This is a genomic window from Dictyobacter vulcani (genome assembly GCF_008974265.1).
In the GTDB taxonomy this organism is placed as follows: Bacteria; Chloroflexota; Ktedonobacteria; order Ktedonobacterales; family Ktedonobacteraceae; genus Dictyobacter; species Dictyobacter vulcani.
Map to the genome: position 1 here is coordinate 1538577 of NZ_BKZW01000002.1, position 17499 is coordinate 1556075.

Below are 17499 nucleotides of genomic sequence, written 5' to 3' on the forward strand. Positions count from 1 at the left end.
GGTCGATTCGTGCCTGCATGATATCCTTGCTTGACCATGAGCAAGCCTCTTCATGCCTTGCTTCACCGCTTTTTCACTTGCGTGATCCTGCGGAGGTGAGGGTATCGTAGAGGCAACCGAATCGACCCAAAGGGTCGAACCTACACGTTTTACCTCTCTTGATCCTTTGAGAAGGTGTTCCTTCACCGTCATGCTATCATTTCAGCCATTCAATCCTTAAGTGAAAAGTATTAGCCATGAAGGCGGCCGCTACAGATTCTCACTTGCTTCTCAGCGAAAATATACCCGCTTCACGAGGAAACCTGTTTGATGTCCTGTTTTCCTTGACTTTATCATCTTTCCTTGACTATAGTAGTCACTATAGGTAGCGCTAAATTCTGTCTTAGTGGGGCGTTTTTACGTAGTTCAGGATGGCTTATGACAAGTTGAAATACCGATGTATACAGAGAAATATAACTCCTGTTTGTTTTACGCCGCGACAAAGGATCAGCATGAAAGTTTTAGTATGAGTGACTCTTTATTTGATCAAATTATCGATAGCCTCGAAGATTATGCCATATTTACGCTGGACACAGAGGGAAAGATACATTCCTGGAACGCTAATGCAGAGCATATGTTTGGTTATGCTGAGAATGATAGTATTGGAAAAAGCGTCGCGATGCTCTTCTGGCTGGAGGATGGAAGCGAAAAAACGCTCGAGGAAGATTTACTGCTCGTGGCACAAAATGGCCGCGAAAAAAGCGCACGCTGGTATCGGAGAAAAGATGGGGAAAAATTCTGGGCCAGAGATTTTCTTTTCCCGCTCACTGATGAAGAAGGGAATGTGCGGGGATTTACCAGGGGCGTACGTGATTTAACCGAAAAAAGACGCTATGAAGAAGAACAGAAAGCGCTGAGAAAAGAGCTAGCGACCGAGAAGCGCAAATTAGTTGATGTGTTTGAGCGTGCTCCCGCTTTTATGGCCATTCTGCGTGGAAAAGACCATGTCTTTGAAATGGTAAACACGGCGTACTATCAGCTTGTCGGGCATCGAGACATTATCGGGAAATCTGTCAGGGAAGCCATTCCAGAGGTCAGTGATCAGGGTTATATAGAGCTACTGAATAGCGTCCTGGCAACTGGCAAGCCATTTATTGGTACCGAGATGAAAATTGGATTACAACGAATACCGGATGGCATTGTTGAAGAGCGGTATTTGAATTTTGTGTATGAACCATTGAAGGATACCAAAAACAAGCATATCGGTATTGTTGCGCATGGCTATGATGTTACAGATCAGGTATTCGCCAGACACAAAGTAGAGCAACTAGCCCTCCAGGTAGAACAACAGGCACGAACCTTCGACGTGACCCTCACAGCTTTGAAAGATTTTGTCTATACCTTTGATACTGCTGGAAGATTCACCTATGCTAATAGTTCATTGCTGCAATTGTTAGGGCTGACGCTGGATAAGATTGTGGGAAAAACCTTTCATGAATTACCTTATCCAGAAGAGCTTGCGACCATACTTCACACCCAGATTAAACAGGTTGTATTAACGGGCAAAGTCGTCATTGACGAAACATCATATACCAGTCCGGGTGGAATCGACGGGTATTATGAGTATATTTTTGTGCCGGTTTTTGATAACGATAAGAAGGTTATCCTGGTTGCCGGCTCAACACGAGATATCACGACTCGTAAGCAACTGGAGAGCCAGAAAGATGATTTCATGGGGATTGTCAGCCATGAATTAAAGACACCGGTTACTAGTATCAAAGCGTTTACCCAGGTCTTGCAAAAGCGTTTTGCCAAAGCCGGCGATGAAAGGTCAGCGCTCCTACTGGGCAAAATGGATGCGCAAATAAACAAATTGACTTCGCTAATTGGCGATTTGCTGGACGTTACGAAGATCGAAGGTGGGCAACTCCAGTTCAATGAAGATTTTTTTCATTTTGATGAACTTGTCAATGACGCGATTGAGGAAATCCAACGCACGACAAATAAGCATACTATAGAAAAACAAGGAACGACCCAAAAGATAATTTACGGCGACAAAGACCGGATAGAGCAGGTGATGATTAACCTTTTAAGCAATGCGATCAAATACTCTCCCCGTGCAGACACAATTATTGTGAAAAGCAGCGTTGAAGATGACCAGGTGACCTTTAGTGTACAGGATTTTGGTGTGGGCATACCCAAGGAAAGACAGCAACAGGTCTTTGAGCGCTTCTATCGGGTCAGTGGCAATGAAACCATTCCAGGTATTGGCCTTGGATTGTATATTTCGGCGGAGATCATGAAACGGCAAAGAGGCACAATAGGGGTCGTGAGTGAACCGGGAGAGGGCTCAACTTTCTTCTTTAGCTTACCTGTGTAGCAACATAATGCCTTGACTTGCATTTGATTGTGTGCTATATAATTGTATTCAAGTTAACTGGTAGACGTGAGGGAGCAGGTAAGATGATAGATAGAGAAGATGCAGCTAGAGGCAGCAATGTGACGATTAGTGATATGCTGTGTTTTGCCCTGTACTCGGCTTCGCGAGCCGCGATGGATGTTTATCGACCGTTGCTGGATGAATTAGGGCTGACCTATCCACAGTATCTGGTGATGATGGTATTGTGGGAACATGAGACCTGTTCTGTCAAAGAGATTGGCCAGATCCTCCACTTAGATTCAGGAACCCTCTCTCCGCTATTGAAGCGCCTGGAAGGGATAGGGTTTATCTCACGGCAGCGGAGAGCCAGTGATGAGCGCGTGGTAGATATCGGTCTTACTGAATCCGGTCGTGCATTGCAGACTCAGGCCAGTAAAGTACCTGAGCAGATCAGTTGTCAATATGGAATAGAGTTCGATGAATATCGTGAACTGCTGAGTCGCCTCAAAAAGCTCACCAACCACCTTTCGACAAACAGCTAGATGGTATTTGAGAGGGACGTTGACGAGCGGGGCCCTCCTTGCTCGGACGCCCACTGGTTGCAGCGGCAAGAGCTGCAGGTGTCGCGAACACGTCGCGACACCTGCAGCTTTATTGTGTACGATCAAAATCATTACGGCGTGGCGGTGGCGGAGGGCTGATTTTTGTCCAGGTGTATATTGCCGCACATGATCGGGTTGTTTTGAACCTGATCATTGAGATGTGTGCCATAGTGTACCTGGGCGGCCAGATTATTGTCTGGAATTGATGTGACGTTTTTAAAGGTTTTACTCAGGTCGACTTTACCCTCTGAATCGGCGGTGATGGTACCCAGATCATAGGCCACACTACCAATATTCTGACAGGTTCCTGAATATACGCGGACAGCATGGGTGGAATTTGGAGCCAATCCTTTTGCCTTGAATTGTACTGACAGGGTACCCTTGGTCAGACTAAGTCGAGCCAGGCCTGTGCTATGCTCATTAGGACTGTTTGTTGGTCCCATGTTAGCTGTAAACGTGTTACCGGTGGTACCAGTAGCCGTGCCAGTGGCGGGAGCTGTACCGGTGGCGGTAGCTGTGGCGCTGGAAGTCTTAGGCTGATATGATTTGATATTGCCACAAGCAATCGCGACTTTTTGTTCTGCCGTTTTAAGAGCTGAACCATTGTAAACACTGACATGCATATTGTTAGGGGTTGGTGGTGTGTTCACATGATTTATGGTCGCGCTACTTTTGATCTGTCCCGTGGCATCTGAGGTGAGCATGGTTGAGTAAAGACTCACTGCTGGCATAGCGGTTGGCGATGCTTGCGTGGCGGTGCCAGTAGCTGTCGCACCTGGAGTTGCCGTGGCAGCGGTATTGTCTTCAGCAGAGGTGCTATCCTCGGCAGAAGTATTGTCCTGAGTGGAAGTGTTGTCCTCATCAAAGGAGCTTTCCCCGGATGAACCCATGGCGGGGCAGGTGCCCTGTTCAATTTGTACGACATGCGTACTGTTTGGTTTGAAGCCACTCAAACTTGGATCCAGGGTCAGGGACTTTGTGTTTGCGTTATATGTCATGTGAATATAGCCGTAGGGTGTATGGCGCATAATAGCATGCGCAGTAACCGTGGCAGACGCCGTTCCAGTCGCCGCAGCGGTAGTTGTTGCCAGCGGGTCGGCTCCCGTGGTGGAAATGTGCGCTTCAGCCGCCTTCGTGTATGTGCTAAAGAGGAGCAACATACACATAAGGATGAGCGTACAAAGAGTGATGCTGATGAAAGTGACACAAGAGATGGTTCTCTTCAGACCGGATGGTTTCAACACATCATTTCTCCTTCGGTGATGAACATGTCTACCGCGTTTGTACCTATGGAAGAGCAGTGAATGAAAAAAACGCCAGAATTACTGCTCAATTTATAAATGACGATCATGCTCTATTATGCAAACATTGTTTGGAAAACTGCAATATCAACAATATACGCGGCAAGCATCAGGCCTTTTAAAATAATGCACACACCAATCAGGAGTGCGCTCAATGCCGCTCAGTGAGCATGAAGCGTATATAATAGATGTCTATTGAATTGCCTTGTGCTGGACTTGGCTATATGAGTGATATAATGACCATGCCCACCGCATTTGCTGAATGAAGAGAGGAAAAGCCATGTCCGGGTGTGCATGGTTGAGCATAGCCAATGTATCTATTACACGTGAAAAATATTTATGATGTGGGGAATGATTATTATATGGTCCATATTGAGGACCACGGGATCAATTCACATAAGCGCGAGGTGCGAAAAGCTGTCAAGGAAGCTTTTGCAAGTTTGCGCAAAGCCATCAATACATACCGACTCCTGCCCGAGTATGCGGAACGCTATCGTAGCGATGAAAGATATAGTGTCAAAGGAAATTACTGGTGTCTGCATAAGCAGCTATTGCTCCAATTTGCCAGCTGGTTAGAATTTACAGCTCCGCTGGAGACATTGCTGTGGGAAGCTAAACTGCATGCGGAGCAGCAATATTACAGTTTTCATGAGCCATACCGCGTCTCGCAAGCCAATGTAGATAACGCATTGCGCTTCTTTGGTCTGGACCATAGCGCCACGCAAGAGGATCTGAAGCGGCAGTATCGCCAGCTCGTCAAGTTATATCATCCAGACACAGGCGGCGATGAAGCGACATTCAAAAAGCTCCAAACAGCCCATACAATTTTGAAAACCCACCTCAGGTCCAACACGCTTGTGAGCTAGAGAGATTATATTTAAATTGTGGAGTCTAAGATAGATAGAAAGAACGTAATATATATCAGCATTACTTTGATAAACAGGCAGAGATAGTGGCTCCATTTTCATCTGTCCTTAATCATCAGCTTCTAGTATGGAAGCTGAATAGAGTATAGTCTCCATTTAACGTACAATGCAATGTATTAGAAAGAGTTTCACTGTATGAACATGGCCCATATACACCTTCTGGTGAATCATTTCCCGATTATTGGTTCAATCTTTATCAGTATCATGTTTCTCATTGCCTTAATTTTCAAGAATGTTTTTCTACAAAAGCTCTCACTCTGGTTTCTGGTCGTTGTAGCACTTTTTACTGCAGTGGCCTATCAATCTGGAGATGGTGCGAAAAGTATTTTAGAAAATGTGACTCGTGTACCGCAGGGTGTCATGCATGATCATGAATCGATGGCACGTGTTGGTTTAATCCTGATGTTTGTTGCTGGCGCAGTCTCATTGTTTGGCGTGATCTTCTACAGCCGTAAACCCACATTGCCCCGTTATCTCCAGATTATCGTAATGTCCATCCTGGTTGTGAGTGTGATAGTATTTATCTATGTGGGCTACCTGGGTGGTCAGGTCAGTCATCCTGAAATTCGCTCTTTTATAGAGGTGCCCGGTTATTTATTAGGGCTCAACTAGCAGACTATCCCCTCCCATCCTGCTCCTCTGCAGGAATGTAAGCAGGAATTCCATGCGGGCGGAAAACCAGATCATCCGCTCGCAAATCGCAAGATTCATAGTTCTCCTGGTCCTTAAGTAGGAGAAAAAATCGTTCTTCAGGACGTTTCTCTTTTTTATCTGTTCCCTTACACTCTAAACAGGCACATTCGCTTCATATGACTGCGTAAGTAAACATGTGAGCGCTGTGAATGATTAGAAGCATGTGATAAGGCAACAATAGAAGGAGCAAACAGTGGTAGAACAAAGAAACGTTGATCCTGATTCTCCGTGTATTATACAAACCGCTGGTTTAACTAAAGCTTTTGGTGTGCGTCTGGCGGTTGATGATTTAGATCTCAAGGTGATGCGCGGAGATATCTTCGGTTTCCTGGGTCCTAATGGTTCGGGCAAAACGACGACCATTCGGATGCTACTTGGTCTCGTACGTCCTACGGCAGGCAGCATACAACTCTTCGGACAAGAGCAGAGCCAGCATCTCTCCCAACTGCTTCCACGCATAGGTGCGATTATTGAAACCCCGGTCTTTTATCCTTATCTCTCAGGCCTTGATAATCTGCGCGTCGTGGCCCTACGTTCCGGTATACCGGCAGGTAGCAGATGTGATGCCCGTCTGGATGAAATTTTAACCCTGATCGATCTGAGTGCGCGTGCGAAGGATGCTTACCGTAAGTATTCACTTGGTATGAAGCAGCGGCTAGCATTAGGTGCAGCCTTACTGACCGATCCTGAGCTGATTCTGCTTGACGAGCCCACAAACGGACTCGATCCCGCCGGTGTACATGAGATGCGTGAACTTATTCGCTGCCTGCCACAGATGGGGAAGACCGTTTTTCTTTCCAGTCATCTGCTCTACGAAATACAACTTGTCTGTAACCGCGTAGCGATCCTGAATGAAGGGCACCTGCTCTACCAGAGCACAGTGCAAGAGTTGCTGCAAAGGGAGGCGCAGATCGTGGTACGCATGAACACGCATACAGAGAGCGAGCAGACCTGGGCGTACCTGCAACATCTGAGCCAGCAGGAAGCATCCTGGCTGCATGACATCAAACGTGAACAGGATGCGCAAGGGAACGAAGTGTTTGCGATCAATGCTTCCAGCGCACGTTCGTCTGAGATAACGGCCCTGCTGGCACAGAAACACCTCTATGTTGCCGAGATCTATCAACGGCGCGAAAATCTGGAGGACCTCTTTCTCCAACTAACCAATATGCAAGGACCATCCTCATCCACTGCTAATGTACGGGCACCAGAGGATGCGCAGTTGGGATTGCATAAATAGAGTTAAGAGAAGAAATATAAATATATATTGATGAGGAGAGGTTTTAGCCATGAGTTCTACGCCATCAACCCATAATGTTTCACCCGCAACATCTCTCATACAACAGCGTGGTTATGTGCTTACAATCATCCACTTGATCAAGGCCGAGCTCTATATTGTGCGTAAACGAACTTTGACCCGGATATTGTTAGCTGTAGCATTACTGATTATTCTACTGAGTACGCTGGAAAGTATCGTTTTCACCTATTATACGCGTGCCAGTAGTGCAGAAAGCTATAAGGTTTCCTATTGTATCAACGCCGGGATGCTGAATAATTGCCATCCGACAGCGACGCAGTTAGAGGTATATAAACAGCAGCAGGTGGTGAGTGTTTCTAACCCGCTGCGCCTGCCTGGCTCACTGAGTGGGATTGTTAAAACCACTCTATCAACGTTTTTACCTGTATTGATCATCATCCTGATTGGAATCCTGGTTGGGAGCGAATATAGTCTGGGTACTGTGCGGCTCATGTATACTCGCGGGCCGACGCGCATCCAATATCTATGTGCCAAGATGAGCGCAGCCGCCATCTGTATTCTCATCGCCTATGTGGTGTTGATTCCTTTTAACATCCTGTTGGGTCTGATGGCCAATCTGCTCTCTGGAATCCCACAATCTTTGACCTTTTTCAGTGCTACCTGGCTGCTGCACGCACTGCTTTTCAGTGCGATCGGCGCTTTTGGCTGGTTTGTCTGGTCTATGATGGCCCTCTGCTTTGCGATTATAGGACGCTCTAGGGTGTGTTTGCAAATCATAACCAAAGCAGAATAGAGGCAAGCGTGACCATAGCCAGGAAGTTGACCGCCCGCTTCTCATAGCGGGTGGCTACTCGCCGAAACTGCTTGAGACGATTGATCGTGCGTTCAACGCGGTTCCGCTTTTTATATACGGCTCGGTTAAATGGCCCGGTGCGCGTCTCGTCGCTGCGGCGGGGAATCGTGTAATCAATTCCTCGCTTTTTGAGGTACCGCCGGATCTTACGACTACTGTAGGCTTTGTCTCCCAGGACCCGCTTTGGCCGTAGCTTGGGACGGCCTCGTCCTGCTCTCTTGACAGCCCCTTGCTCCATCAGGCATTCGAATTTGGTCGTTTCATGGCGATGTCCTGCCGTAAGCACAACCGTCATCGGTTTCCCTTGACCTTCCACTCGCAAATGCACTTTCGTGCTGAAACCGCCTTGACTCTTGCCTAATGCTTCTTGATTTTGATCCCCCCTTTTGCTCCTGCTGCATGTTGGTGGGCACGAATCACGGTACTATCAACGCTATGCGTTTCCCAATCAATGTGGCCTGCGGCATCGCTTTGTTGCTGCAGGGCTTGCAGGACGTGCTGCCAGATTCCCGCCTTGACCCAGCGATAAAATCGGCTTGCCACGGTTCTCCACGGACCATATCGCTCGGGAAGATCTCTCCAAGGGGCTCCCGTCCGTAAAATCCAAAGAATGCCATTCAGAATCAGACGATGATCATGTGCTGGACGACCCACATGGGGCTTTTGCGGCGGCAGCAAGGGGGCCAGCTTTTCCCATTGCTCATCGCTCAATTCGCCTCTTCTCATACTCCTTTCTATCGGCTATTTGCAAACACGCCCTAGTGCTTCTGGTCTGGTGGCACCGCTGGCCTGGCTCTCGTTGGAGTCGGTATTTAGCCTGCTCATCATCAGGTTAGCAGGCAAGCTATCGGGACCTCTGGCCAATTTTGTTCAAGCCATTCCTGACTATCTGATCGTTACAAACATTTTATCCCTCCTGAAAAACCAAAGTCATGTTATCATTGGAGATGACCAATCTACACTTTCGGATGGACATTGTTGGATAGTGTTATTGATCTACACCACCGTTTTCGTTGTACTGGCCTGCCTCTTTACGCAAAGGCGGGATGTAACCCATTAAAAAATTATGAGACAGAAAAATAACGCGCATAAAAGCCACCTACACTGGCGCATGGCGAGATCTTACGTTATGGTAACGCTCGTCTCGGTACTGATCGTGGAGAGCCTGGCTTATATTCCCTTGACTTTTCTGATCAGGTCTTTCGTGGGCGAGCATATTGCTATGCCATTGCTCCATAGTCAGGGTTTGCTCTATGCAAGTGAGAGTGCTAATGTTCTCCAGAGATCGACTAATGAGCACGATCTCGCGTCATTCTTTATGCAAGAAGGAGAGGCACCAGTGCATATCATCGGTGCCTCTCCACCGATCCGGCCAACTACGACGCTCTATCCTGATAACAGGCCGTTACCATTCGGGCTGCTCTTTTCATCGGCCGGTCAGGTGCTGAGTAGTTCCTATCCCAAACGCTATCCACTTCATAGTCAAGCCGAACATGTCCTGCTGGATCGTGGATCACTGGTCACGCAGGCTTTACATGGCAAGAGCAGCATGGTAGCCCGCGATCTTGCCATGGGGCACGTAATCTGTATAGCAGAACCTGTCTGGGATATTCATCATCAGGTGATCGGGGCTATTTATATTCAGGCTCCCTTAGCATCATTCTTTAATATCAACGCCTGGCTTTTCCTCTTACTACTAAGTGGTCTGCTCCTGCTGATATTTACTATTCCTATTGGAGGCATTTTTGGTTTTTTGACCACACGACGCCTGGTGAGCCGTATCCGTGGACTGGCACTGGTGAGTGAACAGTTTGCGCAGGGGGATGATCCACCACAGCTACCGATCGCCATCCGCGACGAACTGGGACAATTAGAAGTACAATTTAATCAGATGGTTGCCCAACTCAAGGAGAGTACGAGCAAGCAACAGCAACTGGTAGCACAGAATGCACGTCTGGAGGAACGAACACGTATTTCACGTGACCTGCATGATGCGATTTCGCAGGATCTCTTCTCGCTCCGTATGCTGTCCCGTGGCTTGCGCACTGCTATCGAGAGCCGTACAGATCTGCCAATGTATATCGAGACGCTTGAAGAGGTTGTGACGCATATGCAACGCGAGATGCGGGCGCTCTTACTCAAACTACGTCCAGGAAAGCTTGATGAGCTAGGATTTGTGGCGGCATTACAGGATATGGCTCGTAGCTATAGTGCGCGTGTGGGGATTGCTGTTGAGGCTATAATTCAACCTGTAGTACTCACTGTTCAAGCCGAACACATGTTATTCCGTATTGCGCAGGAAGCCTTGTCCAATGCTGTCCGTTATGCTGGAGCAAGCACGATTACTTTGAACCTGGAGTCCAAAGATAAAGAGATTATCTTCTCTATTACTGACGACGGCAAAGGCTTTGTCCTGGCGGAAGAGCAACAATCCGGTGGTTTGGGGCTTCAGCTCATGCGGGAACGTGCGCAAGAGCTGAATGGGACCTTTGCGCTGGAGACTCGGCCAGGTCAGGGTACATGTATCAGGATCACATTACCGTTATTGATTAGAGATGCTCATGGAGGGCCAGCGTATGATCCATCTACTCATCGTTGATGACCATGTCGTTGTGCGCAAGGGATTGCGCCTGTTACTGGAACAACAAGCAGATATTATCGTGGTCGGCGAGGCCGGCGACGGTGGTCAGGCCATTGAGTTGGCCACTGAACTCTTACCAGACGTGATTTTGATGGATCTCTTGATGCCCAGGATCGATGGCATCACGGCTATCCGACACATTAAGGGCATTCATCCTACTGGTTATATTATTGCGTTGACCTCCTCCTATGAGGATGAACAGCTTTTTGGTGCAATTCATGCCGGAGCATGCTCATATCTGATCAAAGATACTGATCCAGACGAATTAATCGAGACGATCCGCCGGGTCGCGGACGGTGATTGTAAGCTTGCCCCCAAAGTAGCTGAACGCCTCCTTGATGAGGTACGGCAGCTGTCAAAAAGCCGCGTCAATGAACTTACTGCTCGTGAGCTTGATGTCCTCAAAGAGATCGCGCACGGTCACTCAAATCGTGAGATTGCGCTCAACCTCTCAGTGAGTGAGCGTACCATCAAGACCCATGTATCCAATCTACTCTCAAAGCTCCATCTGGAAGATCGCACCCAGGCTGCTATTTATGCGCTACAGCATCATCTGGTACCCTTGAAAGAGGCGTTTCCGAAAAAATAGCTTTTGTGTAATGTGGCGATGCAATTCCTGTTGAGATGGTGTTCAGGCGTTCGCTGCTGAGGAAACGACTTCACTCCATTGACGCAGTGGTTCAATATCAGTAAAGTTAGGAATATCCCCATAGATTTCCTGACCGTGTTGAGCAAGCGCGGCACCAAACTCTTCACCTGACTGCACCCAGAAATATGCAACGCCAATAAATGCCGGAGCTGGCGCACCAGGCGCAGCCAGGTTTTTATGTACCTCGAAACGTACACAATTAGCGCCTAAAAGATGTGCAAAAAGAGGAACATGTTTATGGGCGAAGTAATCGAAATCGAACTTCTTACCTTGCTGAGCAGGATAAGCGACGGATGCACAGAACATAAAAATCTCCTTCAAAAATTCTCTACCAGTAAAAGAAAATCAGTGCTCTGGAAAGATGAAGTTGGATGTATGCAATTTTTTTATCTCCTAATGATTGTAGCACATAAATAAGCGCTAAGGAAGCTCATAGCTTATGGTATGATGAGAAGTGCTCTATTACTGGATAGATATGGATGTTACTACCCTGAAGTACCTCAACTATTTATCGCTGGAGGTGGTTGTTGATCTATTTTTTCGCGTTTTTTCCAACCATAGATAATACAAAGCAGGGATAATCCAAAACAGACAGCACTCAGCCAGAAGAAGAGCCATTTAATTTCTGATAAGGGAAAACTTGTCGTACTCAGGGCTGCGATACCCAGAATGAGATAGAGGAAAAGTTGAGTCCAATCACTTAACTGCTGACTGTGATGTAACGTTTCAGTTTGAAAATGGAGCCAGGAAGAAGATAATCTTGGATTCGCATCCGCAAGCAGCATTTTTTGATAGAGCCTTAAATTGGCCATTACGATATCATGATGAGCACTGAGAGCGCTTGTGACCAGAGCCAGAAAACCTACGCTAATGTCGAGATAGGTAAAGTATGGTTGTGCAAGGGAGGCAGCAATCAAGGTACTGGCTATTGTTACAAAGCCAAAGAGTATCTGGGTGCGGAGTTGAAGTCTGGCAGTGATTTCGCGTCCAATATCTCTATATAAATCATTACTGGCAATAGGTAATCGGACCTCTTCATTTGCCATGACGTGCTCCTCATTCTTGTACCTTGAGTATGATATGAAATTTTGCACAATAAAGGCGCACTGATCCCGTCCACGAAGAACCAGAGCGCCTTATCATTATTCTGCTGCCTGCATCATCAGATTAAGCGAACCTGATAGATGGCAGGTAGGGGTAGAGCATATCAGTGTGGTCTTGCTCTCACACGAATGGTAACCATAAAGTACCTGGTAGCTGGTTTCGTTTTTTCCCAGGAGCGCTGATAGGTAAGTAGCAGTTTTTCAGTGCCACTGGCGCTGGCATTAAAGACGAACTCCATCGTGCCTGGAACGCCAACGTTATGCTCGTGGCCCGGTTGGGGCGTAGGAGTAATAAAGCGTTGGCTTAGTAATGTGAGGACAGTATTTGTTGGCGTTGAAACCCTCCAGGAATAACCTGTGCTTGGATTCGAGGCGAGATGGATAATGATTTTGGTATTCTGATAGACCGTTTCGGTTTTTCCACTATCTGCCTCTGTCAGCATAAGTGGTGGACTCGGATAACGAAAAGCGCTGACCACCACAAACAAACAGCACAGAAAGATTGTGAGCGGTAATTTTCTCATGAGAGACACGAGTTGATTATTTTTTCGAAAGCTTGTTATTATTTCCATGACGTTGTTTTATGCAACCTTTCTAGAATTTACCAACTAATGGTGCATATAATCAGTATACAGGTAGCAAAAAACGACTGGCTTTGAAGTTTGCTCGTACGGGAACAGGTTGCAGCGCCGAGCGCTGCCGCTACGACGGGGTTGTTGGCAGCGTTTCTAGCCAGGATTGAATTTCCTGATGTTTTGGTGATGCGAGTTGTTGATAAATCGATAGGCTTTGTTCTCCGTAGTGTCGTGCAGACGCTATATTGTTTTCCTGTCGGCGATCTGTGCAAGTGCATAGGCTGAAGATGCGAGGGCATCTGGTTCGGTTGATTGCTCCTGGACAAGCAAAAGATGACATCTGGCATTAATGTAGTCTGTTTGTTCCAGGTAAAGTGTTCCTAATTCATGATGTATCCAGGCAATCATTTCACGATGGCCTATAGTGGTAGCGGTATTCAGCGCTTCCTGGAAATATTGTTCGGCTTGCTGATACGCTTTTTGCTTGAGCGCGATGCTACCAAGATTGATAATGATGCCAGTCTGGAACATGGGGTTTTCGATGCGCTCTGCCAGATGCTTTCCTTCTATCAGTACTTTTTTGGCTTCAGCATCCTGCTCAAGATAGGTAAGTATCGATCCGAGATTCGATAGGATAAGGCAGAGTTGTTCGGTATTGCCTGCCAGGTTAGCCAGTTCGCGAGCTTCCTGCAACGATATTCTGGCTTCAGTATATTTTTCGCGTCGCTCTTGAATGGCCGAGACGTTGATCAAAAGACCAGCAATATGTTCCTGATCGTTACTCTGCCGTGCAAACTTCAAGCCCTCTTGCTGGATTGCCTCGGCTTGCTCATACTGGCCATTTCTGACAAAGACCTGTCCCTGTAATGTCAGTAATTTGCTTTTCAGTAGTGAATCATCCTGGTCCCGAGCTAATTGAAGTCCTTCTTCAAGATAGTGCTCTATCTGTTCATAGGCGCCCCGACGTTCAAGACACAAAGCCAGGCTTACAAGGATGCGAGCGACCAGGTACTCATCCTGGATCTGACGGGCGGATTGTAAACCTTCAAGTAAGATTTGCTCTGCCTGCTGGTATTCTCCCCTGCGCTCTTGCACACTGCCAAGTTTTTGAAGAACCTGTGCATAGAAGGGCGCATCCTGTACGGGATGGAGTAAACTCCTGGCATGTTCGAGATAGCTAACAGCGAGATCGTAGCGACCATGTGTTTGTAAAAAGCTCGTCAGTGCACATACACCCTGACAAAAATACCTTGAGAGGTGGTGTTGTTGCGCATATTCAAGGGCGGCAAATATGGCTGGCACCTCTCGTTCAAGCAGAGTATATGCCGTTTCATTGAGTTGAATATACTCAACGAAATAGTGGACGAAACGTTGGATGGCGTCAGGATCGGATCCATTTAAGTGTGCATAATCAGCAATTGTTTGATGCATCGTATAGCGAGCATTTTCATGATATTCCAGCAGTCCGACATCCACCAGTAGATCAAGGATATCCGGACCGGTCATCCCGACAGCAAGGGCGGCCTCTTCAGAAAACGCATTTGGTTTTGGCGGAAAGAGTGAGAGGGCATAAAATACGCGGCGGGCAGCATCATCGAGGGCTTCTTCACTTAAACCAATAACAGCTTTCAACGAAATATTTTTCTCACTGGATAAACTGGGATAGTGGTCAGGTGCTTCTAGCGGCTGTTCCAGGATCAAACGTTCCCGTGTCGAGCGTAAGCGTTGCAGTGCTGTAAGGAGCCTTCTGCGCTGGCGGAAACGCGCATGTACAAGTAGATATTTGCCAATCAGGAGTTCGGCCAGTGCTGGAAAATCTTCTCAACCAGTTGCAACCCTCTGGGCCGAGCCTGATGTCCCCCGGCCATTCCCCTTTTTCTATGGTAAAGCTCACGATGCATACGCAGTCGTCCCAGAGAAGGTAAACTTTTTACCAACGCCAGGTCTGATGGTGAGTAATCAGCGGATCAAGCAAACAACCTTCTACTGGATACAGCAACGGACCTACTATCGTCTCACCGTCCATGATGTCAGTACGAATGAGGCTAAAACGATTGCTTCATCACTTAAATTGTTATAATTGCATATTTGAGAGAAAAAGAAGGAGCAGGGTACAAGATGGCAATTTTTGTTCGATCCCCAATTACTGGCGCGACATGGTCGCTTGCAACGTATTGCAATGCATCCGGCAATCCTCCGCACACAATCGTCAATCCCTGGCAGGGCTGGCAGAATCCTATCAATGTTGGTGGCGCGCATGCCGGTGACGCGATGTGGTGGTATGCCGACAATGGTAATGGCGGAGCAACCTTTGCAAGCTTCACAACCACGCAATTTACTGGTGTGTGCGCCGTTGATCCTGCTCCCTGGACAAATGGAGTGATCGTGCGTTTATACGATCAGCAAAATGGTCAGGGCAATCATGTCGCATCAATCATGTTCGGACATGTCGCCAATCGCTGTAGCGACTCGGTCGTGAATACCTATGGGAGAGCGGTAGCCTGGCAAATTGGAAATTTTACCACGGATTGTCAGTGTGGATGTTACTATGGTATCCATGTGCACATGCAGCAATGGAATGGGACCCAGAATAGCAATCTTTACTGCAACCGACCTGTAAATCAGGATCTGGACGCGCTGTATATCTGGAATACCCCCTAATCGACGCCCCCACAATTTTTCCTTGCTGTTTATACCTGAAGGAAAAATTGTGGGGGTTTAGCAGTGCATGAGAAGGAGAGGGCACAGCTCATGGCATATTCGCTCTGGTATCCTTATGTCACTGTATGCGTGCGATGGCTGATCGCATGCATTTTTTTAGTCTTCACACTACGAAAATTACCCAATCGGCCAGCGTTTGTCTTTGTGGTCATGGCATACCGCGTCTTACCACGGCGCTGGGCAGTTTTCTATGGATTATTTCTTCCCTGGCTCGAATTAATCATTGGTATCATGCTCGTGCTGGGAATTCTGCCGAGGATTTCCGCACTCCTGAGCGCTTTATTGTTCTGTAGCTTCCTGATCGCCATCGGCTTAAATATGGCACGGAGAAGAGTAGATCTTGACTGTGGCTGCGCGGGAACAAAGTCCCAGGAGAAGATTGGCGCTAAAATCATGTTGCGCAACCTGGGATTGCTCATCATGGCGGCAATCGTGTGTCTTTCCTCCAGCACCTTTTTGGTGTTATTGCCAGAGAGCCGTTTCCTCTTATGGTTACAGGGATCCGCGTTATCCATGACGCCGATCATAGTTGCTGTGGCAGTAGTGTGCAGTGTCCTCATAGGATTATGTGTTCCCTTAGGGAGACAGATGATGCAAATCCAGCTTGAGTATGAGGCAGTAGAGTCACAAAAGCAAGAAAAAGCGACTCCAGCACTATAGCTGGAGTCGCCTTGAGGGCTTAAAATACTTAGTAGCTATGATTGCGATAAGCATCATCGCCAGCGCCATAAATATTATATGCAGGATCGGGTCCACCGGGGGCCGTCATAAGATGATAGTAAGTTGCGTAAGCAACATTCCAGGGCATCTGGGGATTACTTTCTCCTTGCTGGACAAGGCCAGCATAACGATAGCCCTTGGTGGCCTGGGAAGTTTGGCTGGTATCATTGATGCCGAATTCGGTGAGTGCCCAGTAGACATCGCCAAAATATTGTTGCATCAGCGGCACAATAATCTGCCAGTCAGGACCAGCTGGTCCCGTGAAATCATAGAACTCGTAAGCGTGGAAGCCAACATAGTTTGCTTTGCGCATCACATCGCTACTGATTTGAAACCACTGGTTAACAGACGAGCCAGTCGCCAGTCCTGGACTGATGATCATGGCGTTTGGGAAGTTCGCGCGACAGGCGGAGATAGCTTGATCGAGATAATAACGCCATACCCAGATAGAATCCGCGCTACCATTCCAGGCTTTATTATTTGGCTCATTGCCTAACTCGATAAGGATATTTTGTTTAGCCTGGTACCAGGGGCGAATCTGTGCAACAACCTGATCTGGATACGGATTACTATCGGTGCCGCAACCATCACCGACGGCCGTGCGCACAATAGTATTTGGAGTCATGGCACAGAGTTGTGCGATAGTGGTTGGATCTGTCATCGAGCGATCCTGCAATCCCCAGCCAGTCACCACCTTCAGTGTGTTATAGCCCCCACGAGAAATACAGTTTTGCAACTGGGCGAAGGTCGCTGAGGTCAGAATGACGCCATGGGCTCGATTAGATAAGGCGGCAAAAGTAGGATGAGCCAGAAAAGGCGTCAGGCCAGTCGCGGCCGCCGTCCCCAGCGCTAACTTACCAAAAGTACGGCGTGAAATATGTTTATCCAAAAAAAATCACCTCTTTCTCTAGCGTGAGCTGTGTCCCAGAACAGCATATGAGACGTAAGGATTTCACTACATAAGCTAGTGTAAATCGAGGTGGAGTAGAAGTGAATATCACTTTTTTATCACTTTCAACATGCACTGAATTGCCAGAGGAATTAGCCTGAGCTCTCATTTAAGCAATCGTAACGATGTGTGCTCGGACGTGTTCGGGG

General features: G+C 47.5%; 18 protein-coding genes and 1 pseudogene. 12 read left to right on the plus strand and 7 right to left on the minus strand.

Annotated elements, in window-relative coordinates; all coding sequences use genetic code 11:
* Positions 1-505: 505 nt before the first annotated feature.
* Positions 506-2359 (plus strand): PAS domain S-box protein, encoded by a 1854-nt coding sequence (locus KDW_RS24025; protein ID WP_162005565.1) that lies wholly within the window; start codon positions 506-508, stop codon positions 2357-2359.
* A gap of 83 nt (positions 2360-2442) precedes the next feature.
* Complete coding sequence (locus KDW_RS24030) at positions 2443-2901, plus strand: MarR family winged helix-turn-helix transcriptional regulator (RefSeq protein ID WP_151758449.1); 459 nt, start codon at positions 2443-2445, stop codon at positions 2899-2901.
* A gap of 131 nt (positions 2902-3032) precedes the next feature.
* Here KDW_RS24030 and KDW_RS24035 read toward each other — a convergent pair whose 3' ends face one another.
* A complete protein-coding gene (locus KDW_RS24035) occupies positions 3033-4205 on the minus strand; it encodes a hypothetical protein (protein ID WP_151758450.1) in 1173 nt (390 codons plus the stop codon).
* A 419-nt stretch (positions 4206-4624) separates the two neighbouring features.
* Here KDW_RS24035 and KDW_RS24040 point away from each other — a divergent pair, with 419 nt between their 5' ends.
* From KDW_RS24040 to KDW_RS24055, 4 genes are all read left to right on the plus strand, one after another.
* Entirely contained in the window at positions 4625-5128 is a 504-nt protein-coding gene (locus KDW_RS24040; protein WP_162005566.1) for a J domain-containing protein, read from the plus strand.
* A gap of 195 nt (positions 5129-5323) precedes the next feature.
* The gene (locus KDW_RS24045; RefSeq protein WP_151758452.1) at positions 5324-5800 is read left to right on the plus strand and encodes a DUF2231 domain-containing protein; all 477 of its coding nucleotides are present in this window, start codon (positions 5324-5326) and stop codon (positions 5798-5800) included.
* A 274-nt stretch (positions 5801-6074) separates the two neighbouring features.
* Positions 6075-7121, plus strand: coding sequence for an ABC transporter ATP-binding protein (locus KDW_RS24050; RefSeq protein WP_198925490.1), 1047 nt, complete (start codon positions 6075-6077; stop codon positions 7119-7121).
* Between the two features lie 49 nt (positions 7122-7170).
* Positions 7171-7932, plus strand: coding sequence for an ABC transporter permease subunit (locus KDW_RS24055; protein ID WP_151758453.1), 762 nt, complete (start codon positions 7171-7173; stop codon positions 7930-7932).
* Here KDW_RS24055 and KDW_RS24060 read toward each other — a convergent pair.
* Positions 7913-8718, minus strand: a pseudogene (locus tag KDW_RS24060) (IS5 family transposase). The gene KDW_RS24055 and the pseudogene KDW_RS24060 overlap by 20 nt on opposite strands.
* A 19-nt stretch (positions 8719-8737) precedes the next feature.
* On the opposite strand from KDW_RS24060, the gene KDW_RS24065 reads away from it, so the two are divergent.
* The 3 genes from KDW_RS24065 (at position 8738) to KDW_RS24075 (ending at position 11222) form a co-directional block, all read left to right on the plus strand.
* Positions 8738-9052: a hypothetical protein gene (locus KDW_RS24065; RefSeq protein ID WP_151758454.1), complete on the plus strand. Its 315-nt coding sequence runs from the start codon at positions 8738-8740 to the stop codon at positions 9050-9052.
* A gap of 69 nt (positions 9053-9121) precedes the next feature.
* Complete coding sequence (locus KDW_RS24070; protein WP_162005567.1) at positions 9122-10591, plus strand: sensor histidine kinase; 1470 nt, start codon at positions 9122-9124, stop codon at positions 10589-10591.
* Positions 10569-11222 (plus strand): response regulator, encoded by a 654-nt coding sequence (locus KDW_RS24075; protein ID WP_233097867.1) that lies wholly within the window; start codon positions 10569-10571, stop codon positions 11220-11222. The genes KDW_RS24070 and KDW_RS24075 overlap by 23 nt, the downstream gene beginning before the upstream one ends.
* Before the next feature lie 42 nt (positions 11223-11264).
* On the opposite strand, the gene KDW_RS24080 is transcribed toward KDW_RS24075, so the two are convergent.
* The 4 genes from KDW_RS24080 to KDW_RS24095 form a co-directional block, all read right to left on the minus strand.
* Entirely contained in the window at positions 11265-11588 is a 324-nt protein-coding gene (locus KDW_RS24080) for an EthD family reductase (RefSeq protein WP_151758457.1), read from the minus strand.
* Between the two features lie 194 nt (positions 11589-11782).
* On the minus strand, positions 11783-12328 hold the full coding sequence (locus KDW_RS24085) for a hypothetical protein (protein ID WP_151758458.1): 546 nt from the start codon (positions 12326-12328) through the stop codon (positions 11783-11785).
* Positions 12329-12489: 161 nt separating this feature from the next.
* Positions 12490-12909: a protease inhibitor I42 family protein gene (locus tag KDW_RS24090; protein WP_162005568.1), complete on the minus strand. Its 420-nt coding sequence runs from the start codon at positions 12907-12909 to the stop codon at positions 12490-12492.
* A 291-nt stretch (positions 12910-13200) separates the two neighbouring features.
* On the minus strand, positions 13201-14661 hold the full coding sequence (locus tag KDW_RS24095; protein WP_151758460.1) for a tetratricopeptide repeat protein: 1461 nt from the start codon (positions 14659-14661) through the stop codon (positions 13201-13203).
* Between the two features lie 82 nt (positions 14662-14743).
* Between KDW_RS24095 and KDW_RS24100 the strand changes: the two genes are divergently transcribed.
* The 3 genes from KDW_RS24100 (at position 14744) to KDW_RS24110 (ending at position 16341) form a co-directional block, all read left to right on the plus strand.
* Positions 14744-15040 (plus strand): hypothetical protein, encoded by a 297-nt coding sequence (locus KDW_RS24100; RefSeq protein ID WP_151758461.1) that lies wholly within the window; start codon positions 14744-14746, stop codon positions 15038-15040.
* 38 nt (positions 15041-15078) lie between these two features.
* Entirely contained in the window at positions 15079-15621 is a 543-nt protein-coding gene (locus KDW_RS24105; protein ID WP_151758462.1) for a hypothetical protein, read from the plus strand.
* A 90-nt stretch (positions 15622-15711) separates the two neighbouring features.
* Positions 15712-16341, plus strand: coding sequence for a MauE/DoxX family redox-associated membrane protein (locus tag KDW_RS24110; protein ID WP_151758463.1), 630 nt, complete (start codon positions 15712-15714; stop codon positions 16339-16341).
* 28 nt (positions 16342-16369) lie between these two features.
* On the opposite strand, the gene KDW_RS24115 is transcribed toward KDW_RS24110, so the two are convergent.
* Complete coding sequence (locus tag KDW_RS24115) at positions 16370-17290, minus strand: cellulase family glycosylhydrolase (RefSeq protein WP_151758464.1); 921 nt, start codon at positions 17288-17290, stop codon at positions 16370-16372.
* Positions 17291-17499: the final 209 nt, after the last annotated feature.

Excerpts from the sequence above, each read along its gene's own strand:
- KDW_RS24025 (WP_162005565.1), top strand. The coding sequence starts at position 506 with ATGAGTGACTCTTTATTTGATCAAATTATCGATAGCCTCGAAGATTAT.
- KDW_RS24030 (WP_151758449.1), top strand. The coding sequence starts at position 2,443 with ATGATAGATAGAGAAGATGCAGCTAGAGGCAGCAATGTGACGATTAGT.
- KDW_RS24040 (WP_162005566.1), top strand. The coding sequence starts at position 4,625 with ATGGTCCATATTGAGGACCACGGGATCAATTCACATAAGCGCGAGGTG.
- KDW_RS24045 (WP_151758452.1), top strand. The coding sequence starts at position 5,324 with ATGAACATGGCCCATATACACCTTCTGGTGAATCATTTCCCGATTATT.
- KDW_RS24055 (WP_151758453.1), top strand. The coding sequence starts at position 7,171 with ATGAGTTCTACGCCATCAACCCATAATGTTTCACCCGCAACATCTCTC.
- KDW_RS24070 (WP_162005567.1), top strand. The coding sequence starts at position 9,122 with ATGGTAACGCTCGTCTCGGTACTGATCGTGGAGAGCCTGGCTTATATT.
- KDW_RS24075 (WP_233097867.1), top strand. The coding sequence starts at position 10,569 with ATGATCCATCTACTCATCGTTGATGACCATGTCGTTGTGCGCAAGGGA.
- KDW_RS24080 (WP_151758457.1), bottom strand. The coding sequence starts at position 11,588 with ATGTTCTGTGCATCCGTCGCTTATCCTGCTCAGCAAGGTAAGAAGTTC.
- KDW_RS24085 (WP_151758458.1), bottom strand. The coding sequence starts at position 12,328 with ATGGCAAATGAAGAGGTCCGATTACCTATTGCCAGTAATGATTTATAT.
- KDW_RS24090 (WP_162005568.1), bottom strand. The coding sequence starts at position 12,909 with ATGAGAAAATTACCGCTCACAATCTTTCTGTGCTGTTTGTTTGTGGTG.
- KDW_RS24105 (WP_151758462.1), top strand. The coding sequence starts at position 15,079 with ATGGCAATTTTTGTTCGATCCCCAATTACTGGCGCGACATGGTCGCTT.
- KDW_RS24110 (WP_151758463.1), top strand. The coding sequence starts at position 15,712 with ATGGCATATTCGCTCTGGTATCCTTATGTCACTGTATGCGTGCGATGG.